Origin of the sequence: Enterobacter sp. EC_50 (assembly GCF_019584525.1) — a bacterium.
Lineage (GTDB): Bacteria > Pseudomonadota > Gammaproteobacteria > Enterobacterales > Enterobacteriaceae > Enterobacter > Enterobacter roggenkampii.
In genome coordinates this window covers 1-23356 of record NZ_VDAF01000029.1, presented here as the reverse complement: position 1 = coordinate 23356, position 23356 = coordinate 1, and the positions used below count along the sequence as shown (strand labels likewise).

The following is a 23356-nucleotide window of genomic DNA, read 5'->3' as shown; positions in this document are numbered from 1 at the left end:
ACCTAAGAAAACTGTCTTTTAACTGATTGAAAAACAATGTGTTATTCTTAATCTTAGTTGGGGTGGTATCGCGTCCTGATCCTTCTGACCTATACTGTTGTTAAATATACGTATATCTTTCTGGTGTATATAGTTAAGGGTTGTTATTGCTGAGGAAAGGAAAATTGTATCTTATTAACAAATTGGTCGAGTATGATCCAGAAAACAAAAACCTGGTAAATCATATTACCGGGCGCTCGATACAATTGCAGCTTCCTGCCAACCTCTGTTTTCTTTATCTCATCACCCATCCCGGAGAAATAATTTCGCAAAACCAGTTAATGCTGGTGGGATGGGGGGAGCGCAATGACGTCACTACGCCGAATACCTTTTACCAGGCTATTTTGACATTACGCAATGCCCTCGCTGAGGTGGGCTTACCGCGCGATACGGTAAAAACGATTTCGCGTCGCGGGCTTATGCTTTCCGAGGCTACCGAGGTTGAATTATTTGTCCCAACCGCTGAGCCAGTCATAGCCAATAAAGACGTGCTCGTTGCCAAGGGCGCCGCGAGGCAGAGGCCAGCCTGGCTGATAATAACGACCGCAACGCTTTTGTTGATCGCGCTTATCAACGGGGGAATATTATATAAAAAGCACCAGAACATGCCGTTTAGTCACTACATTCCCCTTTCAACGGGCAGCACGACCCAGGCCTGCCAACTTTTTTATGCACCTAACGAACATATTCAGGATCATTACGTGCGCCTGCTAAACAATAATCCCGGTCTGTGTGCCGAAAAACGATACGTTTTTCTCGTCGGCTATAGTAAAACGGAGCGAATCGCGGCGTTTGTCTGTAATAACGATGCGCGAAGGGACGCGACGGCGTTATGTACCACCCATTATTTTTGGGCGCACGAAAAATGATCACTCTCCGGAACCGTATCATTTTGCTGGCGGCATTTCTGGCGGCCGCTGTCAGCAGTGGCTGGTTAGCTTATTCGCATTTATCGAGTACGCCGATACGCTGTACGGGAGATGTGGAATGGACGATTGGTAAAAACCGATTTGTGGGTACGGTTTCCTGGCGGATGCAGCATCGGGAGGGGTCTACGGTTATTAACGGTAAATTATTTGGTCAAACGGTTACTGAAGTTAATCGTACCATCTATTTTCACTACAGTGACCATGAGAACGCGCGCGTGTTAAATAACAATCGTATTGTTAAAACCTTTGCCGATAATGCGGATGAGGCTGATATCAACGCAACGCTACCGGGTTTTTACCGCACGCCGGGTAGGGAGCTGAGCCTGATGATCGATGAGTATCGGGGGGCCTGGATTTTTGCCGCGTCAAACGTCCCTTCGCTTTACTGTCGTAAAAACGCGCCGTAAAAATCGATCGCACACCTTAGACCGCATCCATAGTCAAATCTCTTTATTCCCGCTACAGTTACCTCTCCACGGCGAGCAGGAGATAAACATGCTTTATATCTTTGATTTAGGAAACGTCATCGTCGATATCGATTTTAATCGCGTGTTGGGTGCATGGAGTGATTTTAGCCGCGTGCCGCTGGCGACCTTAAAGCAGAACTTCGCGATGGGCGAGACCTTCCACCAGCATGAGCGCGGTGAAATCAGCGATGAAGCATTCGCTGAACGTTTCTGCCAGGAGATGGGGCTTTCGTTAAGCTATGAACAGTTTTCCCACGGCTGGCAGGCGGTATTTGTGGCGGTTCGCCCTGAGGTGATCGACATCATGCACAAACTGCGCGAGCAGGGGCATCGGGTCGTTGTGCTGTCAAACACCAACCGTCTGCACACCACGTTCTGGCCTGAGGAGTACCCTGAAGTTAAGGCGGCGGCAGATAAGATCTACCTCTCGCAGGAGATGGGGATGCGTAAGCCTGAAGCGCGAATTTATCAGGCTGTTCTGCAGGCAGAGGGATTCACCGCGGCCGATGCGGTCTTTTTCGACGACAACGCCGATAATATAGAGGGAGCTAACCAGTTGGGTATTACGTCAATTCTGGTGACCGGAAAAGAGACGATACCAGACTACTTTGCGAAGCAGCTATGCTAAAAACCGTTCATCAAAAAGCCACGCACCATACTCGCCCGCTGCGGGCCTGGCTGAAACTGCTCTGGCACCGGATTGATGAGGACAATATGACCACGCTGGCGGGTAACCTCGCCTACGTGTCGCTGCTCTCATTGGTGCCGCTGGTGGCGGTCATCTTTGCCCTGTTCTCCGCCTTTCCGATGTTTGCGGACGTCAGCGTGCAGCTTCGTCATTTTGTCTTCGCGAATTTCATTCCGGCAACCGGGGATGTCATCCAGAACTACATTGAGCAGTTTGTTGCTAACTCCAGCAAGATGACGGCAGTGGGGGCATGCGGTCTTATTGTCACCGCGCTGCTGTTGATGTACGCCATCGATAACGCGCTGAACACGATCTGGCGGAGTAAAAAAGCGCGGCCAAAGGTCTATTCCTTTGCCGTGTACTGGATGATCCTCACGCTGGGGCCGCTGCTGGCCGGGGCGAGCCTCGCGATCAGTTCATATCTGCTTTCCCTGCGCTGGGCGAGTGATTTAAACGGCGTGATTGATAATGTGCTTCGCATCTTTCCATTGATCCTGTCGTGGCTCTCGTTCTGGTTGCTCTATAGCGTGGTGCCGACCACGCGCGTGCCTAACCGCGATGCGGTCGTGGGGGCGCTGGTGGCGGCGTTGCTCTTTGAGCTCGGTAAGAAAGGGTTTGCCCTTTACATCACCATGTTTCCGTCCTATCAGCTGATTTACGGCGTGCTGGCGGTGATCCCCATTTTGTTTGTCTGGGTCTACTGGACCTGGTGTATCGTCTTGCTTGGTGCTGAAATAACTGTCACTCTCGGTGTATACCGCGAACTTAAAAAAGCAGCAGAAGCTGAAAAACAACAAGAAGCAGACCAACCATGATTGCATTGATACAGCGCGTAACCCGTGCCAGCGTCACCGTGGAGGGAGAGGTGACGGGTGAAATTGGCCCAGGACTTTTGGTGTTGTTAGGTGTCGAAAAGGATGATGACGAACAAAAAGCCAACCGCTTGTGTGAGCGCGTGCTTGGCTACCGTATTTTCAGCGATGCGGAAGGCAAGATGAACCTGAACGTCCAGCAGGCGGGCGGCAGCGTGCTGGTGGTTTCCCAGTTTACGCTGGCAGCGGATACCGAGCGCGGCATGCGCCCGAGTTTCTCGAAAGGCGCCGCGCCGGATCGTGCAGAAGCGCTTTACGAGTACTTTGTTGAGCGTTGTCGCCAGCAGGAAATGAATACGCAAACCGGACGATTCGCTGCAGATATGCAGGTATCGCTGGTGAACGATGGCCCCGTCACATTCTGGCTCCAGGTATGAGCATACTTACGGCGTGGCCGCGGGTAACAAGAGAGAGTACAGCTATGTATCACCTTCGAGTACCGCAAACGGAAGAAGAGTTAGAAGCCTATTACCAGTTCCGCTGGGAAATGCTACGCAAGCCATTACATCAGCCAAAAGGCTCTGAGCGAGACGCCTGGGACGCGATGGCCCACCATCAGATGGTGATGGACGAAGAGGGCAACCTTGTGGCCGTCGGGCGTTTGTATATCAACGCCGATAACGAAGCGTCTATTCGCTTTATGGCGGTTCATCCCTCCGTGCAGGACAAAGGTCTGGGGACGCTAATGGCGATGACCCTGGAATCCGTCGCCCGCCAGGAAGGCGTTAAGCGCGTCACCTGTAGCGCCCGCGAAGATGCCGTGGAGTTCTTCGCTAAACTCGGTTTTGTGAATCAGGGTGAAATCACAACCCCGCAAACCACCCCGATTCGTCATTTTTTGATGATCAAACCCATCGCCACGCTGGACGATATTCTGCATCGCGCCGACTGGTGCGGACAGCTGCAGCAGGCCTGGTATCAGCACATTCCGCTCAGCGAAAAAATGGGCGTACGCATTCAGCAGTACACCGGACAAAAATTTATTACCACCATGCCGGAAACCGGCAACCAGAATCCGCACCACACCCTGTTTGCCGGAAGTCTTTTCTCACTGGCCACGCTCACCGGCTGGGGGCTTATCTGGCTGATGCTGCGCGAGCGCCATCTGGGCGGGACCATCATTCTGGCCGATGCCCACATTCGCTATAGCGCGCCGATAAGCGGCAAGCCGACCGCCGTGGCCGATCTGGGATCACTGGGTGGCGATCTTGACCGTCTGGCACGCGGCCGCAAGGCGCGCGTACAAATGCAGGTCGAACTGTTTGGCGATAAAACGCCGGGCGCGGTGTTTGAAGGCACCTACATTGTTCTTCCGGCGAAGCCTTTTGGCGCGTATGAAGAGGGCGGGAACGAGGAGGAGTAATCTCCTGTTTACGCTCCCCGGGCGTGCTGAATCCGCCCGGCGATATCCCGCATAATATCTCGCGCTGATTGGCTAATTCCACCAAGCTGGAAGAAGCCATGTATTACTCCCAGCCATCGCTGAGCGGTACATGTCACTCCTTGCTCCGTGAGGCGTTGAAACAGCGCCTCTCCTTCATCGCATAACGGATCGTACTCAGCGGTAACGATATGGACAGCTGGCAGGCCGCTGAAGTCTTCTCGCCACAGCGGGCTAACCTCAGGATGCTTACGGTCGGCTCCAGCCAGATATATTTCATAGCCGCTCAGCAGGGTATCGCGAGTAATTACGTAATCCATGCCGTTGAGGGTATAGCTTTCAAAACTGGCCGTGGCGTCGAGCATGGGGTAGATAAGAATAAGCTGTACAGGCTGCCAGAGCCCTTTAGCCTTAAGCCGCAGCGCCGTTACCAGCGCCAGATGTCCCCCCGCGCTGTCTCCGCAAAAGGTGATCCGGTTTTTATCCACGCCCAGTTTGTCCGCATATTGCCAGACCAGATCTGCACCTCTTTCCGCATCGTCATGTGCGGCGGGGAAGCTATGCTCCGGCGCCAGCCTGTATTGAATCGCAACCACCCGGCAATTGCCGTAGCAGGCTAACTGACGGAGCTGGTTGTCATGGGTATCAAAGCCGCCGCTGATAAAGCATCCGCCGTGGTAGTAGATGGCAGCAGGCAATAGTTCAGGCGCATTGAGAGGTGAAAATACCCGAATGGTAAGACCCTCAAGAACAAGCGTCTCCACCTGAACGCGCGTTTCGGTCTCCCCGGCAAGCCCTGTGCTGGCAATATAGCCTGCTCGTCGCACCTCAATGCTTTGGCGACGTGACGAGGGCCGCCCTGCAGCGATAAATCCCTGAACCAGCTGTGCAATACCCTTTTCCAGCGCCATGAATAATCCCTTTTACTGTATGGATGAACAGTTTTATAGCCTGGTTTGATTCAAAAGAAAACAAGAATAGTGTTGAGGGCAACAACCTGGAAAGCGGCTCGCAAAGGCGATAACGCGTCTCTCAACGAGAATGGAGAGTATCTGGCATGAAAGGCGGCGGGTATTGCTGTCGAATTACAGGCCGGGCAAGCACGCGCTGCCCGGCACTGTCACAGGGAATTACTCCCCTTCACCCGGGAACAGGAACGGGTTGATCGAGCTGCGGGCAAAGCCCTCCTGCTCCATCTTTGCGTCCAGAATCAGCGAGGCGAGATCGTCGGCCACCGCTTCGACTTTCGGGTCCTTTTCCTGATAGAGAATCTTCAGGTAGGTGCCGCAGTCGCCGCAGCTTTCGGCTTTCACCGCCGCGTCTTCATTTTCCAGCGACCAGTAGTTGAGATCGCGGGTCTGCTCGCAGTTGCTGCACTTGATGCGCACCACGTGCCACTCGGTTTCACACAGGTTGCAGTGCAGGTAGCGCAGCCCCTGAGTGGTGCCGATTTGCACCATGCTGGAGACCGGCATAGAGCCGCATACCGGGCAGAACTGGCGCGCCTCGCCGTATTCGGCGCGAGCTTTGCCCGGGATCAGGCTTGCCATTTGTGCCCAGTAGAGCGACAGGGCTGCCCAGATAAACGGCGCCTTATCGCTGCTGACCAGCGAGAAGTCGGACGCAAACAGCGCGCTCGCCATCTCTTCTAGCTCCAGATCGGACGCTTTTTCCAGATTCTCAATGACCGCCAGCGCGGTTCCGCTCATTTCCGGCTTCAGCTCGGCAATCAGCGAATGCAGCAGCTTTTGCCAGTGCTTGTCGCGCGGCAGGACGTGAATGTCCAGCGGCGGCTTACCCTGCGCGTTGGCTTCTTTGATCCGCGCGGTCAGGTCCATTTGCAGCGGGTGGTCGTACAGCACCACTTCCTGCGCGTGGGCGACCAGCGCGGCAAAGCGCAGAAAATCACCCAGCGGGTTGTTCTCTGCCAGCTCGCGCAGACGCTCTGCGCGGCGGTTGTAGAGGTTCTTGAGTCTGGGGAATAACAACGGCGGAATATAATCCGCCGTGCGTTTCTCGCTCGACCCCAGCTCATCTTGCGGGATTATGCGAATACTCATTCAGATGACTTTTCCTGTTTCTGGCGGACTTCACGGTACCAACGCGGGTGATGTTTCTTCGCCCACGTGCTGGTGACCCATCCCTCCACCATCGCGGTAATGGTGCCTTTCACCCAGAGGGCGGCGTAGATATGCACCATGATAACCACAATTAACGCCACTGCGGCAAATGAATGCAGCATCAGCGCGAATCGGATCACCGGGATTGAGAAAGCAGGCGCAAAGTACGGACGCCAGATGATCACGCCGCTGACCAGCAGCAGGACCAGGAAGATAATCGCCGCCCAGAATACGCATTTCTGGCCGAAGTTATAACGCCCGGTGTCACCCACCTCCTCGTTGACGACGATCTTACGAATATTCTTCGCCCAAAAGATATCATCCCGATTGATTAGGTTATGGTGCCAGTAGCGGAAAAACATGATGATGAACGACGCGAACATGATGACGCCCACAAACGGGTGCAGGATGCGCGCCAGCTGTGGTGTCCCCATGATCTGCATCAGCCAGTTGAAGGACGGGAAGAAGAACCCCAGCCCGCTTATCGCCGCCAGCATGAAGCAGAAGGCGGTGACCCAGTGGTTGATGCGTTCCGGCGCGGTGTAGCGCACGATGGTGTCACGTTTTCTCATTTGCGCACCTCGTCTTTCTCTTCATGCAGGTTGTCGTCTTCCTCTTCCGCGCGGTTCGGACCGACGCCGACGTAATGGAAGATGCTCGCTGCGAAGGTGGCAGCAAAGCCCACCGCTGCCAGCGGTTTCCAGATGCCTTTCCAGAACTTCACGGTGGCGCTGATTTCCGGGTTCTCCGGCAGGCCGTGATACAGGTTCGGCTTGTCGGCGTGGTGCAGCACGTACATCACGTGCGTACCGCCCACCCCGGCCGGATCGTACAGGCCCGCGTTGTCATAACCACGGGTTTTCAGCTCGCCCACTCGCTCTGCCGCCAGCGTTTTCATATCCTCTTTAGAACCAAAGTGGATGGCGCCGGTTGGGCAGGTCTTCACACAGGCAGGCTCCTGGCCGACGGTAACGCGGTCCACGCACAGGGTGCATTTGTAGACGCGGTTGTCTTCCGGGTTCAGGCGCGGTACGTCGAACGGACAGCCCGCGATGCAGTAGCCGCAGCCAATGCACTGCTCGGACTGGAAGTCGACGATGCCGTTGGCATACTGAATGATAGCCCCTTCTGACGGACATGCCTTCAGGCAGCCCGGATCCGCACAGTGCATACAGCCGTCTTTGCGGATAAGCCATTCCAGCTTGTCGTTCTGCTCCACTTCCGAGAAACGCATCACCGTCCAGGACTTGGCGGTCAGGTCCGCCGGGTTGTCGTACACCCCGACGTTGTGGCCCACTTCGTCACGCAGATCGTTCCACTCAGAGCAGGCCACCTGACAGGCTTTACAGCCGATACAGGTGGTCACGTCGATAAGCTTCGCCACTTCCTGCTGGTGGTCCCGCGCCTGAGGCGCGGGCGTGAAACCGTTAGTCGCGGAACGACGGATAATGTCTTGAGATTGATAAGCCATAAGTCGTCTCCGTTACACCTTTTCCACGTTCACGAGGAAGGCCTTAAACTCCGGCGTCTGCGTATTCGCATCACCGACGAATGGCGTCAGGGTGTTCGCAATGAACCCTTTCTTCGCCACGCCCTCATAGCCCCAGTGAATTGGGATGCCGATGGTATCCACCTGCTGACCGTGAACGTTCAGCGTGCGAATACGCTTGGTCACCACCGCCTTGGCTTTGATATAGCCACGGTTAGAGGAGACCTTCACGGTATCGCCATGGGCAATGCCGAGCTTGTTCGCCAGCTTCTCGCCGATCTCCACAAACTGTTCCGGCTGAGCGATGGCGTTAAGCAGCGCGTGTTTGGTCCAGTAGTGGAAGTGCTCGGTCAGACGGTAAGTGGTGCCCACGTACGGGAACTTGTCCTTTTTACCCAGCGCTTCAAAATCGCTCTTGAAGATACGGGCTGCCGGGTTAGAAACCACGTTCGGGTGCAGCGGGTTGGTGCCCAGCGGCGTCTCAAACGGCTCATAGTGTTCCGGGAACGGACCTTCCGCCATCTTATCGATAGCGAACAGACGCCCCATCCCTTCAGGCTGCATGATAAACGGCCCGACGTCGCTGCCTGGTGCGGCAGTGCTGTAGTCCGGAATATCCACGCCGCCCCATTTCGCGCCGTCCCATTTCAGAAGCTGACGCTTCGGATCCCACGGGTTACCCTGCGGGTCAGCGGAGGCACGGTTATAGAGGATACGGCGGTTGAGCGGCCATGCCCATGCCCAGCCCAGCGTATTGCCCAGACCCGACGGGTCGGCGTTATCGCGGTTGGCCATCTGGTTGCCTTTCGGCGTCCAGCTACCGGCAAAGATCCAGCAGCCGCTGGAGGTGGTGCCGTCGTCACGCAGGTGCGCGAAGGTACTGAGCTGATCGCCTTTCTTCGCCAGCACGGTGCCGGTGGCCGGGTCGATAACGTCCGCCAGCGCCTTACCGTTGCTCTCCATCGCCACTTCTTCCGGCGCTGGGTTTTCCGGCGTCGAGTAGTTCCAGGTCATGTTCAGCACAGGCTCAGGGTTCGCGCCGCCTTCAGCCGCATACATCTTACGCAGGCGTAAGAAGATACCGGCCAGGATCTCGCCGTCGTTCATGGCGATGCCCGGGGCGTCCGCGCCTTTCCAGTGCCACTGCAGCCAGCGCCCGGAGTTGACGATAGAGCCGTTTTCTTCCGCAAAGCAGGTCGATGGCAGACGGAACACTTCGGTCTGAATCTTCGACGGATCGACGTCGTTCGATTCACCGTGGTTCTGCCAGAAGGTCGAGGTTTCGGTATTGAGCGGGTCAATCGTCACCAGGAACTTCAGTTTCGACAGCGACTCAACAACCTTGTTCTTGTTCGGGAACGAGGCAACCGGGTTAAAGCCCTGGCACAGATAGCCGTTCACTTTGCCCTGGTGCATCATCTCGAAATACTGCAGAACGTCGTAACCTTTATCCCACTTCGGCAGCCAGTCAAAGCCCCAGCTGTTTTCCGCCGTTGCCTTGTCGCCGAAGAACGCTTTCATCATCGAGACGAAGAACTTCGGATAGTTGCCCCAGTAGTTCACCTGGCCTTCAAGCAGCGGTTTAGGCGTGCTGGCCGTCAGGTAGGTCTGCAGGTCGGTCTGTTTCTCGCTTGGCAGGTTCATGTAGCCCGGCAGGCTTTGGGACAGCAGGCCGAGGTCGGTCAGACCCTGAATGTTGGAGTGACCGCGCAGGGCGTTCACGCCGCCGCCTGCCATCCCCATGTTGCCGAGCAGCAGCTGCACCATCGCCATGGTGCGGATGTTCTGCGCGCCGATGGAGTGTTGCGTCCAGCCGAGGGCGTACAGGAACGACGCGGTTTTGTCTTTCGCGCTGGTTTCGGCGATCAGCTCGCACACCTTCAGGAAGTCCGCCTTCGGCGTACCGCAGATGTTTTCGACAACCTCCGGCGTGTAGCGGGAGACGTGCTCTTTCAGCAGGTTCCACACGCAGCGCGGGTGTTGCAACGTGGTGTCACGCTTCGCAAAACCTTTCTCATCCAGCTCGTAGTTCCAGCTGGTTTTGTCGTACTTGCGTTTTTCGGCGTCGTAACCGCTAAACAGACCATCTTCGAAGTGGTAATCCTCACGCACGATCAGGCTGGCGTTGGTATAGGCTTCGGTGTATTCGCGGTTGTATTTTTCGTTGGTCATCAGGTACAGCAGTACGCCTGACAGGAAAGTGATGTCAGTACCTGAACGAATAGGGGTGTAGAAATCCGCCACTGACGCAGTACGCGTGAAGCGGGGATCGATCACAATCAGTTTCGCACCGTTGTGGATTTTGGCTTCCATCGCCCAGCGGAACCCGACAGGGTGCGCTTCAGCGGCGTTACCGCCCATCACCACAATGAGGTTGGCGTTCTTGATGTCGACCCAGTGGTTGGTCATCGCACCGCGACCAAATGTTGGAGCAAGACTTGCTACCGTTGGTCCGTGTCAGACACGCGCCTGGTTGTCGACCGCGAGCATACCGAGTGCGCGCGTAAATTTCTGGGTTAAATAACCGGTTTCGTTGCTGGAAGCAGAGGCACACAGCATCCCGGTGGAGAGCCAGCGGTTGACCGTGACGCCGTCGGCGTTTTTCTCAACAAAGTTGGCATCGCGGTCTTCTTTAATCAGTTTAGCGATGCGGTCAAACGCCTCTTCCCAGCTGATTTGCTGCCATTTGTCGGAACCCGGCGCGCGGTATTCAGGGAATTTCAGGCGGCTTTCGGAGTGGATAAAGTCCACCAGACCGGCCCCTTTCGGGCACAATGCGCCGCGGTTAACCGGGTGATCCGGGTCGCCTTCGATATGGAAAATAGACGCTTTGGCGTTTTTAGCACCGTCGCCGAGGCTATACATCAACAGCCCGCAACCGACAGAGCAGTACGTACAGGTATTACGGGTTTCACGGGTGCGCAGCAGTTTATACTGCCGCGTTTCCGCCAGCGCTACGCCGGGCGCAAAGCCCAGTGCCGCTGCCGTGGTGCCTGCCATACCGCCAGCGCAGATCTTAAAGAACTGCCTTCTGCTGACCTGCATGGGTCACTCCTTGTTTCGACATTGCTTACATATGTAGTTTTGACTTCGCGGTTGAAGAATGACCGCAAAGGAAAAAATTTGCGTTAATCCCTCAATTCCACGAGGGATATCATCAGAATACCACATTGTCGGTACAGCTGTTCTAATGGCGTTAATACAAAGTGAACGTATTATCACCATGTTGATTATAAAGTGTGATATTGATCACGTTAACAGCTCTGCATGTTAAAGCGGTGTAGCCGGTGGCAGGTTGCACCCCTGCTAAATGAGTAGGAGAATGGTTGTCGAAAAGTTGATCCATACTATGCGTACAGCCTGTGGTTTATGCTGCAATAGCACGCTCGCTTCCGTGGTTGTTCAGGAATACCGCTGTGTCTAAACAAAACCGTGATCCCCACTCGTCACCCCTGCCTGCCGGCATTGTGGAACTGTCGGTACACCGACCGCCCCACATAACCGATGCCATACCCGATTTTCTGGCCGAAGAAGTGCCCGTTGCGCTCGTTTACAACGGCATATCGCATGTGGTGATGATGGCGTCTCCGAAAGATCTTGAGCTGTTCGCCATCGGTTTTTCCCTCTCGGAAGGCATCATCGAGCATCCGCAAGATATCTATGGCATGGACGTGGTGCAGGCCTGCAACGGCCTGGAAGTGCAAATCGAGCTCTCCAGCCGCCGCTTTATGGGGCTGAAAGAGCGTCGACGCGCGCTGGCCGGGCGTACCGGCTGCGGCGTGTGCGGCGTTGAGCAGCTCAACGATATTGGCAAACCTGTTTCACCACTGCCGTTTACTCAGACCTTTAATCTGGCGCACCTCGACCCTGCGCTTGAGCACCTCAACGATGTACAGCCTATCGGCCAGCTCAGCGGCTGCACGCACGCGGCGGCGTGGGTATTGCCGTCGGGAGAGATTGCCGGTGGGCATGAAGACGTGGGCCGCCACGTGGCGCTGGATAAGCTGCTCGGTCGTCGTGCGCGTGAAAGTGAGGTTTGGCAGCAGGGCGCCGCACTCGTTTCCAGCCGCGCCAGCTATGAGATGGTGCAAAAATCGGCGATGTGCGGGGTGGAGATCCTGTTTGCCGTGTCGGCGGCAACGACGCTGGCGGTGGAGGTGGCCGAGCGCTGCAACCTGACGCTGGTGGGTTTCTGCAAGCCGGGAAGGGCAACCATTTATACCCATCCACAGCGATTAATAGTTAATCAGTAATTTTGAATGATAATAGCAAATCCTTCCGCTTTTAGTTGTTCGCGATGAGGTCTAGTATTTATCTCATCAAGGCATGGTGCCTTACCTAAACAACTTAATGAAAGGGTTTATATTATGAAAAGCATCAAAACTTTTGTCGCTGTAATCGCTCTGGCTACTTCTTTTGGTTCTTTCGCTGCGCAGACCGTAACCGCAACCGCCTCTACCATTGATGGTGCAGAAGCGAAAATCGCGGCTCAGGCTCAGGCTCAGGAAGCGGGCGCGTCTTCGTACAAAATTACCCAGGCATTCACCGGTAACCGCGTACACATGACTGCTGAACTGAACAAATAAGCGAGTCACACCGTCGAAAGAGCGCCCCCGGGGCGCTTTTTTAGTTTATGCCCGCCACACGCAGCAATGCCGTCACCACCGCCGCAGCCACAATGACCACGATTAACGGCATTTTCCGCCAGGCTAAAAACACCGCAAACGCCACGCCCAGCACGCGCGCCATGCCCGCGAAGTGTTCTCCCTCATAAAAGGTGGTCGCCAGCGCCACGGAGAACAGCAATACCGTTGCCGCATCTGACAGCAGCGCCTGAGAACGCTCCGACAGCGCCAGCCGGTTGCCGAGTTTGGCGCCGCCAAGGCGCATTAAATAGGTTCCGGCAGAAAGAATGGCGATGCCGAGAATAAAGATCGTCATGTTTTCCATTATTTTTTCCTCGCGGCAAGACCGAGTAAAGAGAGCAGTACCGGTAATCCCACCGGGGCAAACGGCACGGCGGCGAGCGATAACACGGCGCCGCTGCAGGCGCGGATCAGCGTGGTACGGTTTTTAAATGCGGGAACCACTAACGCCAGCAGTATCGCCGGGAATACCGCATCCAGCCCGATGGTCTCCGGGTCGGGCAGCAGCTTGCCGACCATAGCCCCCAACAGCGCGCCAAGCGGCCAGACGAGGGCGACGCCTAAGCCGCACAGCCAGTAGGCGGCTTTACGCTGCTCGGCGGTTTTTTGCGACAGGCCAAACACCACGCTTTCATCGTTCATGATGTGGCAGCCCAGCAGGCTCAGACCGCGCTTGCCCACCAGCTCACGCACCGTCACGCCAAACGGCACGTGGCGCGCGTTGACCAGCAAACCTGCCGCCGCGGCCGCCAGCGGATTGCCGCCGCTCGCCACGATGCCGATAAACATGAACTCAGACGCGCCCGCCAGCACGGTAATGGAGAGCACAAACGGCACCCAGACCGGGAAACCGTAGGCCATCGCCAGCGAGCCGTAGGACATCCCGACCACGCCCACCGCCAGGCAGACCAGAATGATTGCTTTTATGGTGTCGCCTTTCAGACAAGAGAGATGATGCTTCATACAATTTTAGCCATATCGAACGTGTATCCATTATAATGAACGCAACGAAACTGATTTTCAAGGCGAACGATTCGTTCGTTTTATAGAACAAGAGGCCGTTATATGACGCAGCCGATCAGCCTGATCGCCAAAAGTCTGGTGCGAGAACGCCTGCGAACCGGGCTTTCACTGGCGGAAATTGCCCGCCGTGCCGGGATCGCAAAATCCACGCTTTCCCAGCTGGAGTCCGGCAACGGTAACCCTAGCCTGGAAACGCTGTGGTCGCTCTGCGTGGCGCTGGATATTCCTTTCGCCCGTTTGCTTGAGCCGCAGCTACCGACCACGCAGGTGATACGCCGTGGTGAAGGGACGAAAGTGGTCGCCGGAGAGGCTAATTATGAAGCCATTTTGCTGGCGGCATGCCCTCCCGGCGCGCGCCGCGATATCTATCTTCTGATGACCCAACCGGGCGCAGACCGTCTTTCTCAGCCGCATCCGCCGGGCTCGGTGGAACATATTATTGTGACGCAGGGGCGGGCGCTGGTCGGCCTGCTCGACGCGGCGGAAGAGCTCGGCGCAGGGGATTACATTTGTTATCCCGCCGACCAGCCGCACATCTTCAAGGCCCTGGAGCCAGACACTTACGCGCTGCTGGTGGCGGAACAAAACTAACAGAGATACGGAAACTCATGTCGCTTAAAGCCATTGCCAAAGAACTGGGGCTGTCGGTCACCACCGTCAGCCGCGCCCTCAACGGATATGACGACGTCTCCGCCGAGACGCGCGCACGCGTGGAAGCAGAGGCCCAGCGCCGTGGTTACCGACCGAACACCTTCGCCCGCCGCCTGAAGATGGGCAAAATTGACGCCGTTGGGCTGGTGTTCCCGGTCCATCCTGTTCCGCTCAATAACAGCGTATTTATGGACATGGTCGGCGAAATTAGCCACGAACTGGCGCGACATGAAATCGATTTGTTGCTGATTGCCGATGACGATCTGGCCGATAAACACAGCTATATGCGCATGGTGCAAAGCCGCCGCGTGGATGCGCTGATCGTGGCCCACACGCTGGATCGCGATCCCCGTCTTGAGCAACTGCAGGCGGCCGGTTTTCCTTTCCTGGCGCTCGGGCGCAGCCATCTCCCGCAGCCGTACGCGTGGTTCGACTTCGACAACTATGCCGGTACGTACAATGCGACCCGCTGGCTGATCGGAAAAGGCCATCAGCGCATTGCCCTGCTGGGCGAAAGCAACAATCAGGCATTCATCACCCAGCGCCGTCAGGGCTATCTGGACGCGTTGCGGGAAGCCGGGCTTTCCAGCGAATGGCTGCGCGCCATGCCCCCTTCACGCCGGGTGGGGTATGCCACCACGAAAGAGCTTCTCTCGCTGTCGCAGCCGCCCACGGCCATCATTACCGACTGCAACACTCACGGCGACGGCGCGGCGATGGCGCTGGCGGAGCTGGGCCGCCTGACCGGCGAGAACGCCGTTGCGCTGGTGGTTTATGACGGGCTTCCGCAGGATAGCATCGTCGATGCTGACGTGGCGGCAGTGATCCAGTCCACCCGTCAGGGCGTCGGGAAACAGATTGCCGATATGGTTCGCCAGCTGATCAACGGCGAGGCGATCGAGCAGCTCCAGGTGCTCTGGCAGCCCGAATTCTCTCCCGGCCAGACGGCCTGAATCTCTCCATTTTCTAAACCCGATCACAAATCCGAAACGTTTTGGTTTGTATCCGAAACGTTTCGGATCAAAACTCAAGGCATCCCATGACAGGAGATGTCTGATGCAAGATTCCATTTTACGACTCGAAAGCGCGACGGTGGATGTGGTGATAAAAACGTACCCGTTCGCCGAAATTATTTACTGGGGGCCGCATCTTCAGCACTTTTCGCCGCAGAATGCTGAAACCCTTTCCCGGCCAGTTGCCAACGGCAGGCTGGATGTGGATTCTCCGGTCACGCTGATGGCCGAGCTGGGGCACGGCCTGTTTGGGTCGCCCGGTATTGAAGGGCATCGTCTGGGCCTGGACGGTTCACCTCTCTTTAGCACCACAGACGTCCAGCAGCAGGGGCAAACCCTGACGATTACGGCAGAAGATGAACATGCGGGCCTGCGGCTGACCAGCGAGCTGGCGCTGGACGCCAGCGGTGTGCTGGCGGTGCGTCACGGCTTAACCAACCTGAAAGCGCAGGCGTGGCAGGTGGACCGTTTTGCCATAACGCTACCCGTGGCCGAACGCGCACGGGAGGTGATGGCCTTCCACGGACGCTGGATCCGGGAATTTCAGCCGCACCGCGTGACGCTTGAGCACGACAGCTTTGTGATTGAAAACCGCCGGGGTAAAACCTCCCATGAACACTTCCCGGCGCTGATTGCCGGTACGCCGTCGTTCAGCGAAATGCACGGCGACGTCTGGGGCGTGCATCTGGGCTGGAGCGGCAACCACCGCCTGCGTGCGGAAGCCAAAACCGACGGCCGCCGCTATCTGCAGGCTGAAGCCCTCTACCTGCCGGGCGAAATGGCGATTGAGGAGGGCGACACGCTCTGGACGCCGCGCCTGTATGCAAGCTACTCCGCGCAGGGCCTGAACGGCATGAGCCAGCAGTTTCACCATTACCTTCGCGACAACGTTATCCGCTTCCCCGAAAACAAACCGCGCCCGGTTCACCTCAATACCTGGGAAGGCATCTACTTTAACCACGACCCGGACTACATCATGCGCATGGCCGACGAGGCGGCCGAGCTGGGCGTGGAGCGCTTTATCATCGACGACGGCTGGTTCAAAGGTCGCAACGACGACTACGCCGCGCTGGGTGACTGGTATCTGGACGAGAAGAAGTACCCGAACGGCCTCACGCCGGTCATCAGCCATGTGAAACAGCTCGGCATGGCGTTTGGCATCTGGGTTGAGCCGGAGATGATTAACCCGGATTCCGATCTTTATCGTGCGCATCCCGACTGGGTGCTGGCGTTGCCCGGCTACAGGCAACATACCGGGCGGCACCAGCTGGTGCTTAACCTGAACATTCCGCAGGCGTTTGATTACCTGGTGGAGCGCATGAGCTGGCTTCTGGGTGAACATGAGGTCGACTACGTGAAGTGGGACATGAACCGTGAGCTGGTGCAGCCGGGTCACGACGGAAAGGCCGCCGCCGACGCGCAAACCCGCCAGTTTTATCGTCTGCTGGACGTGCTGGGCAAGCGTTTCCCGCACGTCGAATTTGAATCCTGCTCCTCCGGCGGGGGGCGAATTGATTATGAGGTGCTGACGCGCTGCCACCGCTTCTGGGCCTCGGACAACAACGATGCGCTGGAGCGCAACGCTATCCAGCGCGGCATGAGCTACTTCTTTCCGCCGGAGGTGATGGGGGCGCATATCGGTCATCATAAATGTCACGCCACCTTCCGCCAGCACAGCATTGAATTTCGCGGTCTGACGGCGCTGTTTGGCCATATGGGGCTGGAACTGGATCCCCTCACCGTTGATGAGCAGGAGCGCGAAGGTTATCGCCGTTACGCCGCGCTGTATAAGCAGTGGCGCGAGGTTATCCATCAGGGCACCCACTGGCGCGTGGATATGCCGGATGCCACTACGCTGGCACAGGGTATTGTGAGCGAAGATAAAACGCAGGGACTGTTTATCGTCAGCCAGCTTGCCATGCCGGACTACACGTTGATGATGCCGCTGCGCATGCCGGGGCTTGAGGCCAGCGCGCAGTATCGTATTTCGCTGCTCGATCACCCTGATATTCACATCACCGGTGAAGGAGGCCATACCATGCGCAAGCTGCCGGCGTGGATGGAAACGCCGCAAACGGCGAGCGGTGAGTGGCTGATGCAGGCGGGCATTGCGCTGCCGATTCTCGATCCGGAAAGCGCCATCCTGATTGGCGTGGAACGCGTGTAAAGGTGACGGGCCGGGAAACTGGCCCTCCGTTGAGGATAAAAATAATGAACACAACAACCTGTACCCACAAAGACAACCCTAATTTCTGGATTTTCGGGCTGTTCTTCTTTCTCTACTTTTTCATCATGGCCACCTGCTTTCCGTTCCTGCCGATCTGGCTGTCGGATATCATCGGCCTCAATAAAACCCATACCGGCATCGTCTTCTCCTGCATCTCACTCTCGGCCATTGCCTTCCAGCCGGTGCTTGGGGTGATCTCGGATAAACTGGGGCTGAAAAAACACCTGCTGTGGATCATCTCCGTGCTGCTGTTCCTGTTTGCCCCTTTCTTCCTCTACGTCTTTGCGCCGTTACTGAAAGCCAGCATCTGGCTGGGCGCGCTGAGCGGCGGCATTTATATCGGCTTTGTCTTTTCGGCGGGCTCAGGAGCCATTGAGGCCTACATTGAACGCGTGAGCCGTAACAGTTTCTTTGAGTACGGCAAGGCGCGCATGTTTGGCTGCCTCGGCTGGGGGCTGTGCGCCTCCACGGGCGGGATCCTGTTCGGCATCGATCCGTCGTATGTTTTCTGGATGGGGTCGGGGGCGGCGCTGCTGTTGATGCTATTGCTGGTGGTCGCAAAGCCAAGACCCAACCAGACGGCGCAGGTGATGAATGCGCTGGGTGCCAACCAGCCGCAGATCACCGCGAAAACGGTCTTTAGCCTGTTCCGTCAGCGCAGAATGTGGATGTTTATTCTGTACGTGATTGGTGTGGCCTGCGTCTACGACGTCTTCGACCAGCAGTTTGCTACCTTCTTCAAAACGTTCTTCACCACGCCGCAGGAGGGCACTCGCGCCTTTGGTTTTGCGACCACTGCCGGGGAAATCTGCAATGCGATCATCATGTTTTGTTCGCCGTGGATCATTAACCGCATCGGCGCGAAAAACACGCTGCTGATCGCCGGGGTGATTATGGCGACGCGCATTATCGGCTCGTCGTTTGCCACCACCGCCGTAGAAGTGATTGCCCTGAAGATGCTGCACGCACTGGAGGTCCCGTTCCTGCTGGTGGGGGCCTTCAAGTACATCACCGGGGTGTTTGATACGCGTCTTTCGGCGACTATCTATCTGATTGGCTTCCAGTTCGCGAAACAGTCGGCGGCGATTTTTCTCTCCGCGTTTGCCGGGAATATGTATGACCGGATCGGTTTCCAGGAGACATACCTGATGCTGGGCTGTTTCGTGCTGGCGATTACGGTGGTGTCGGCGTTTACGCTCAGCAGCAGGGAGGAGATAGCGGCGGGCAATAAGGCGCTAGAAGTCCATTAACACCCTGAACCCATTCACTATTCCGGCGTTGGTCAAAAAATGAATAACCTTATAAAAACTACGGCATTGATAATCATTTTCAATATCATTTAATTAACTATAATGAACCAACTGCTTACGCGGCATTAACAGCTGTGCCGCCCGACAATAATGGAGAGGATTATGAGTTATACACTGCCATCCCTGCCGTATGCCTACGACGCACTGGAACCGCATTTCGACAAGCAGACGATGGAAATCCATCATACTAAACACCACCAGACCTACGTGAACAACGCGAACGCCGCGCTGGAAAGCCTGCCTGAGTTCGCTAACCTGCCTGTTGAAGAGCTGATCACCAAGCTGGACCAGCTGCCAGCGGACAAGAAAACCGTGCTGCGCAACAACGCGGGCGGTCACGCTAACCACAGCCTGTTCTGGAAAGGCCTGAAAACCGGTACTACCCTGCAGGGCGACCTGAAAGCGGCTATCGAGCGCGACTTCGGTTCCGTTGACAACTTCAAAGCGGAGTTCGAGAAAGCCGCTGCAACCCGCTTCGGCTCTGGCTGGGCGTGGCTGGTACTGAAAGGTGACAAACTGGCCGTGGTTTCTACCGCGAACCAGGACTCCCCGCTGATGGGTGAAGCGATCTCTGGCGCATCCGGCTTCCCAATCCTGGGTCTGGACGTGTGGGAACACGCTTACTACCTGAAATTCCAGAACCGTCGCCCGGACTACATTAAAGCGTTCTGGGACGTGGTGAACTGGGACGAAGCAGCAGCGCGTTTCGCCGCTAAAAAATAAGGTTGCATTGACGCCTGTGAGAAGCGAGTCTGATGGCTCGCTTTTTTTGTATCTGCGTAATGGAGGCAGCGATGCATTATCCGGTGAATGTATTTACAGGCAAGGTAAGGGAGTACGACGGCAGCCGCCCGAGCGCCATCGCCAAAATTCAGGTCGACGGTGAGCTGACGTTAACCGACCTCGGGCTTGCGGGTGACGAGCAGGCCGAAAAGAAGATCCACGGCGGGCCGGAGCGCGCGCTGTGCCACTATCCGCGCGAGCACTATCAGCACTGGAAGGCGGAGTTCCCCGAGCAGGCGGATCTCTTCGTTGCTCCCGCGTTTGGTGAAAATCTCTCCACTGAAGGGCTCACCGAAAAGAACGTGTTTATTGGTGATATCTACCGCTGGGGCGATGCCCTGATTCAGGTGACGCAGCCGCGCTCGCCGTGCTTCAAGCTCAACTACCATTTCGGCATTCATGACATGTCGGCTCAGATGCAAAGCGCGGGTAAAACCGGCTGGCTGTACCGGGTGGTGTTGGCTGGGCAGGTTTCAGCGGATGCGCCGCTTGAGCTGGTATCACGCCTGAGTGAGGTGTCTGTTTACGACGCCTGCGCCATTGCGTGGCATATGCCGTTTGATGACGAGCAGTATCATCGCCTGCTGTCGGCGGCGGGGCTGTCGACCAGCTGGACAAGAACGATGCAGAAACGGCGTTTAAGCAGCAAGATCGAGGATAATTCCCGGAGATTGTGGGGTAAATAGACCTCCGTAAAAAGTAGGCCGGGTAAGGCGAAGCCGCCACCCGGCACTAACAGCTACGAACGCTTATACAACGGTAGCCACAGCGTTAACCGCAGACCACCCAGCGGGCTGTCGTCGGCTTTCACCCAGCCGCGGTGCTGCTGCATGGCGGTTTCCACAATCGCCAGCCCCAGTCCCGTACCGCCCGATTCCCGGTCGCGCGCCTCGTCGGTGCGGTAGAACGGACGGAAGATCTGCTCGCGGTCTTCCGGGCTGACGCCAGGACCGTCGTCGTCGACGATGACGGTGATCCCGTCTTTATCCACCGAGAACGCCACCTCAATCTTCGTGTGCGAGTAGCGCAGGGCGTTACGCACGATATTTTCCAGCGCGCTTTCCAGCGCGTTGGGGTTACCGTACAGCGGCCATGGACCCGGCGGGAAGTTAACGGTGAAGGATTTGCCCATCTGCTCCGCTTCGAACGCCGCGTTATCCAGCACTTCATGCCACAGATGATTGGCTTTCACCGTTTCGCTCACCAGCGCGTTTTTCTGCTGATTGCGCGACATGACCAGCAGATCGTTGATCATGCTGTCCAGACGATGCGCTTCGGTTTCGATGCGCTCCAGCTCTTTGCTTTCTCCGCTGCGGCGACGCAGCAGGGCGGTACCCAGCTGTAAGCGCGTGAGCGGGGTACGCAGTTCGTGCGAGATATCCGACAGCAGGCGCTGCTGGGCCGTCATCATGCGATCGAGCGCGCTCACCATCTGGTTAAAACTGGTCCCGGCGGCCAGGAACTCCTGCGGTCCGGACTCCAGTTCAGGGTGCTGCCTCAGGTTGCCCTGCGCCACTTCGTCGGCGGCGTTTTTCAGCTTACGTGCGGGTTTTGCCAGGCTCCACGCCAGCCATAACAGCAGCGGCGAGCTGACCAGCATCGTGACAATCAGCAGCAGGAGAGGGCGGTCAAACAGCAGGTTGATAAAATCGGACTGGGAGCTGCTCGCGGGGCGAATCAGGTAGAGCTGATAGTTATCCTCGCCATCTCTGACGGAGAACGGCCCCACCATCTCTACGCGGCCATATTTTTTCTTCTGGGGGTGATCGGCATTATCTGCCTGGCCAATGAAGTTGCGGATGATCTGCATTTCATTGCGATCGGCGCCAATCACGCGGCCTTCGCTGGTCACCAGCAGCAGGCGTTGTCCGGGCGGCGCCCACTTGTCGATAGCGCGAAACAGTCTGCGCCACCACATCAAATCGTTTGGCGGATCGTTTGCCAGCTCGGCTTCCACGTGCTGCTCGATCATCACGCCCTGACGTTGCTCGCTGTCGAGCAGCTCCGTCATCTGGCGTGAGTCGAGTTTTGGCAACATCAGTACGAGCATTAAAACCAGTGCCAGCGTCAACCAGAAGATGGCGAAGATGCGGGCGGTTAAGCTTCCTATCATGAAGCGGAAACCATCAGATAACCGCGACCACGCAGGGTTTTAAACCATGGGTGACCGTCTTTACGCTCCGGCAGCTTACGGCGCAGGTTAGAGATGTGCATGTCGATGGCGCGGTCAAACGGGGTAAGACGCTTGCCCAGCACTTCCTGACTTAAATGTTCACGCGATACCACCTGGCCGAGGTGCTGTGCCAGCAGATACAGCAGGGTGAACTCGGTGCCGGTGAGTTCGAGCGTCTGGCCATCAAAGCTCGCTTCCTGGCGGCCCGGATTCAGGCTCAGGGAGTCGACTTCAAGGGTAGGCGAGCTGTTGTCGGTATTCTGCTGCTGCTCGCTCCAGTGGGAACGACGCAGGATCGCGCGAATACGGGCGACCAGTTCGCGGTCGTTAAACGGCTTCGGTAAATAGTCATCCGCACCCAGCTCAAGGCCGAGTACGCGGTCGAGTTCGCTGCCGCGCGCGGTCAGCATGATAACGGGAGTCTGGTGTGTCTGGCGAAGCTCTTTCAGCGTATCAATGCCGTTTTTCTTCGGCATCATCACGTCGAGCAAAAGTAAATCGATGCTGTCGTCAAGGAGACTCAGCGCCTGCTCGCCATCATGGGCAACCAGGACGTTGAAACCTTCCATGTCGAGCAACTCCTTTAAAAGGGATGTGAGCTCTCGGTCATCATCAACTAACAGGATTTTATTCATTGTTTAAATACCTCCGAGGCAGAAATTACGACATCAAGGCTGTCTAATCCATGACTTTACGTTGTTTTACACCCCCTGACGCATGTTTGCAGCCTGAATCGTAGACTGTCTCTCGTTGAATCGCGACACGAAAGATTTTGGGAGCAAGTGATGCGCAAAGTTACCGCTGCCGTCATGGCCTCAACGCTGGCGTTCAGTGCGTTTAGCCAGGCTGCTGTAGCTATCATCAGCGATAACGGTTCCTCACAAGAGGACACAACGCAGCACAGTAGCCAAAGCCATATGTTTGACGGCATAAGTTTAACCGAACATCAGCGTCAACAGATGCGAGATCTGATGCAGAGGGCGAGACACTACCAGCCCCCTGTTAATGTTAGCGAAATGGAGACAATGCATCGCCTTGTCACCGCAGAAAATTTTGACGAAAGCGCTGTGCGCGCTCAGGCCGAAAAAATGGCACAGGAACAGGTTGCTCGCCAGGTAGAGATGGCGAAGGTCCGCAACCAGATGTTCCACCTGCTAACGCCGGAGCAGCAAGCGGTTTTGAACACCAAACATCAGCAGCGTATGGATCAGCTGCGTGAGGTTGCACGGATGCAGCGAAGCTCAGAAACCTCGTTTTTCAGTAGCAATAGCAGTACCCGTAGTAACCAGTAAACCCTGTTTTCCTTGCCATAGACACCATCCCTGTCTTCCCCCACATGATGTGGGGGTTTTTTTTATCATTAGCCGATATAATAAGTTAGGTTATTGATTAGCGTTGAGGCTTTTTTTGGATTTCAGTGAGGGTAGATAGTATTAGGGAAGGTGCGAACAAGTTCCTGATATGAGATCATCATATTCATCCGGAGCGCATCCCAGAGGGACATCATGAGCCATCAACTCACCTTCGCCGATAGTGAATTCAGCA

The 23356-nt window shown here is 56.3% G+C and carries 24 protein-coding genes; 15 read left to right on the top strand and 9 right to left on the bottom strand.

All coding sequences use genetic code 11. From position 1 onward, the window contains the following. Positions 1 to 164 precede the first annotated feature (164 nt). The 6 genes from FHC48_RS20025 to fabY all read left to right on the top strand — a co-directional run bounded on the left by FHC48_RS20025 (position 165) and on the right by fabY (position 4358). Positions 165 to 908 carry a winged helix-turn-helix domain-containing protein gene (locus FHC48_RS20025; RefSeq protein ID WP_059363885.1) on the top strand — a complete coding sequence of 248 codons (744 nt, stop codon included), beginning with the start codon at positions 165 to 167 and terminating at the stop codon, positions 906 to 908. Next, positions 872 to 1375 (top strand): hypothetical protein, encoded by a 504-nt coding sequence (locus tag FHC48_RS20020; protein ID WP_227028236.1) that lies wholly within the window; start codon positions 872 to 874, stop codon positions 1373 to 1375. The genes FHC48_RS20025 and FHC48_RS20020 overlap by 37 nt, the downstream gene beginning before the upstream one ends. Positions 1376 to 1463: 88 nt before the next feature. After that, positions 1464 to 2063, top strand: a complete 600-nt coding sequence (gene yihX / locus FHC48_RS20015; RefSeq protein ID WP_008501839.1) for a glucose-1-phosphatase — start codon at positions 1464 to 1466, stop codon at positions 2061 to 2063. Next, positions 2057 to 2938, top strand: coding sequence for a virulence factor BrkB family protein (locus FHC48_RS20010; RefSeq protein WP_023326335.1), 882 nt, complete (start codon positions 2057 to 2059; stop codon positions 2936 to 2938). Before yihX ends, FHC48_RS20010 begins: the two co-directional genes overlap by 7 nt. Then, positions 2935 to 3372, top strand: coding sequence for a D-aminoacyl-tRNA deacylase (gene dtd / locus FHC48_RS20005; RefSeq protein WP_008501836.1), 438 nt, complete (start codon positions 2935 to 2937; stop codon positions 3370 to 3372). Before FHC48_RS20010 ends, dtd begins: the two co-directional genes overlap by 4 nt. 44 nt (positions 3373 to 3416) lie before the next feature. Further along, complete coding sequence (fabY, locus tag FHC48_RS20000; protein WP_023326334.1) at positions 3417 to 4358, top strand: fatty acid biosynthesis protein FabY; 942 nt, start codon at positions 3417 to 3419, stop codon at positions 4356 to 4358. Positions 4359 to 4366: 8 nt separating this feature from the next. Here fabY and FHC48_RS19995 read toward each other — a convergent pair whose 3' ends face one another. The 5 genes from FHC48_RS19995 to fdnG all read right to left on the bottom strand — a co-directional run bounded on the left by FHC48_RS19995 (position 4367) and on the right by fdnG (position 11030). After that, positions 4367 to 5287, bottom strand: a complete 921-nt coding sequence (locus FHC48_RS19995) for an alpha/beta hydrolase (RefSeq protein WP_059363888.1) — start codon at positions 5285 to 5287, stop codon at positions 4367 to 4369. Between the two features lie 219 nt (positions 5288 to 5506). After that, positions 5507 to 6436, bottom strand: coding sequence for a formate dehydrogenase accessory protein FdhE (fdhE, locus tag FHC48_RS19990; RefSeq protein WP_025912306.1), 930 nt, complete (start codon positions 6434 to 6436; stop codon positions 5507 to 5509). Then, on the bottom strand, positions 6433 to 7068 hold the full coding sequence (fdoI, locus tag FHC48_RS19985) for a formate dehydrogenase cytochrome b556 subunit (protein WP_008501832.1): 636 nt from the start codon (positions 7066 to 7068) through the stop codon (positions 6433 to 6435). Before fdoI ends, fdhE begins: the two co-directional genes overlap by 4 nt. Beyond that, positions 7065 to 7967: a formate dehydrogenase subunit beta gene (fdxH, locus tag FHC48_RS19980; RefSeq protein WP_008501831.1), complete on the bottom strand. Its 903-nt coding sequence runs from the start codon at positions 7965 to 7967 to the stop codon at positions 7065 to 7067. The genes fdoI and fdxH overlap by 4 nt, the downstream gene beginning before the upstream one ends. Positions 7968 to 7979: 12 nt before the next feature. Beyond that, entirely contained in the window at positions 7980 to 11030 is a 3051-nt protein-coding gene (fdnG, locus tag FHC48_RS19975) for a formate dehydrogenase-N subunit alpha (RefSeq protein ID WP_088728449.1), read from the bottom strand. A 371-nt stretch (positions 11031 to 11401) separates the two neighbouring features. On the opposite strand from fdnG, the gene fdhD reads away from it, so the two are divergent. Both fdhD and FHC48_RS19965 read left to right on the top strand, forming a co-directional pair. Beyond that, complete coding sequence (gene fdhD, locus FHC48_RS19970) at positions 11402 to 12238, top strand: formate dehydrogenase accessory sulfurtransferase FdhD (protein WP_023326326.1); 837 nt, start codon at positions 11402 to 11404, stop codon at positions 12236 to 12238. 114 nt (positions 12239 to 12352) lie between these two features. Further along, positions 12353 to 12571 (top strand): YdgH/BhsA/McbA-like domain containing protein, encoded by a 219-nt coding sequence (locus FHC48_RS19965; RefSeq protein WP_220418926.1) that lies wholly within the window; start codon positions 12353 to 12355, stop codon positions 12569 to 12571. Between the two features lie 40 nt (positions 12572 to 12611). Here the strand turns inward: FHC48_RS19965 and FHC48_RS19960 are convergent, their stop codons facing one another. Together FHC48_RS19960 and FHC48_RS19955 are read right to left on the bottom strand one after the other, a co-directional pair. Then, a complete protein-coding gene (locus FHC48_RS19960; RefSeq protein ID WP_023618141.1) occupies positions 12612 to 12935 on the bottom strand; it encodes an AzlD domain-containing protein in 324 nt (107 codons plus the stop codon). Beyond that, positions 12935 to 13594: an AzlC family ABC transporter permease gene (locus FHC48_RS19955; RefSeq protein ID WP_023293608.1), complete on the bottom strand. Its 660-nt coding sequence runs from the start codon at positions 13592 to 13594 to the stop codon at positions 12935 to 12937. The genes FHC48_RS19960 and FHC48_RS19955 overlap by 1 nt, the downstream gene beginning before the upstream one ends. A gap of 102 nt (positions 13595 to 13696) precedes the next feature. Here FHC48_RS19955 and FHC48_RS19950 point away from each other — a divergent pair, with 102 nt between their 5' ends. The 6 genes from FHC48_RS19950 (at position 13697) to yiiM (ending at position 20324) form a co-directional block, all read left to right on the top strand. After that, positions 13697 to 14245 carry a helix-turn-helix domain-containing protein gene (locus FHC48_RS19950; RefSeq protein ID WP_059363890.1) on the top strand — a complete coding sequence of 183 codons (549 nt, stop codon included), beginning with the start codon at positions 13697 to 13699 and terminating at the stop codon, positions 14243 to 14245. 17 nt (positions 14246 to 14262) lie between these two features. After that, on the top strand, positions 14263 to 15258 hold the full coding sequence (locus FHC48_RS19945) for a LacI family DNA-binding transcriptional regulator (protein WP_059363892.1): 996 nt from the start codon (positions 14263 to 14265) through the stop codon (positions 15256 to 15258). Positions 15259 to 15361: 103 nt separating this feature from the next. Next, positions 15362 to 17485 carry an alpha-galactosidase gene (locus FHC48_RS19940; RefSeq protein WP_059363894.1) on the top strand — a complete coding sequence of 708 codons (2124 nt, stop codon included), beginning with the start codon at positions 15362 to 15364 and terminating at the stop codon, positions 17483 to 17485. A gap of 44 nt (positions 17486 to 17529) precedes the next feature. Then, complete coding sequence (locus tag FHC48_RS19935; protein ID WP_044597445.1) at positions 17530 to 18795, top strand: MFS transporter; 1266 nt, start codon at positions 17530 to 17532, stop codon at positions 18793 to 18795. 162 nt (positions 18796 to 18957) lie between these two features. Beyond that, the gene (gene sodA, locus FHC48_RS19930) at positions 18958 to 19578 is read left to right on the top strand and encodes a superoxide dismutase [Mn] (protein ID WP_003861999.1); all 621 of its coding nucleotides are present in this window, start codon (positions 18958 to 18960) and stop codon (positions 19576 to 19578) included. A 71-nt stretch (positions 19579 to 19649) separates the two neighbouring features. Further along, positions 19650 to 20324 carry a 6-hydroxyaminopurine reductase gene (gene yiiM / locus FHC48_RS19925; RefSeq protein WP_008501820.1) on the top strand — a complete coding sequence of 225 codons (675 nt, stop codon included), beginning with the start codon at positions 19650 to 19652 and terminating at the stop codon, positions 20322 to 20324. 53 nt (positions 20325 to 20377) lie between these two features. Here yiiM and cpxA read toward each other — a convergent pair whose 3' ends face one another. Next, positions 20378 to 21751 carry an envelope stress sensor histidine kinase CpxA gene (gene cpxA, locus FHC48_RS19920; protein ID WP_003862003.1) on the bottom strand — a complete coding sequence of 458 codons (1374 nt, stop codon included), beginning with the start codon at positions 21749 to 21751 and terminating at the stop codon, positions 20378 to 20380. Beyond that, on the bottom strand, positions 21748 to 22446 hold the full coding sequence (gene cpxR / locus FHC48_RS19915; RefSeq protein ID WP_006179159.1) for an envelope stress response regulator transcription factor CpxR: 699 nt from the start codon (positions 22444 to 22446) through the stop codon (positions 21748 to 21750). The genes cpxA and cpxR overlap by 4 nt, the downstream gene beginning before the upstream one ends. A 150-nt stretch (positions 22447 to 22596) precedes the next feature. Between cpxR and cpxP the strand changes: the two genes are divergently transcribed. Then, positions 22597 to 23103, top strand: coding sequence for a cell-envelope stress modulator CpxP (gene cpxP, locus FHC48_RS19910; protein WP_059363895.1), 507 nt, complete (start codon positions 22597 to 22599; stop codon positions 23101 to 23103). Positions 23104 to 23356 lie beyond the last annotated feature (253 nt).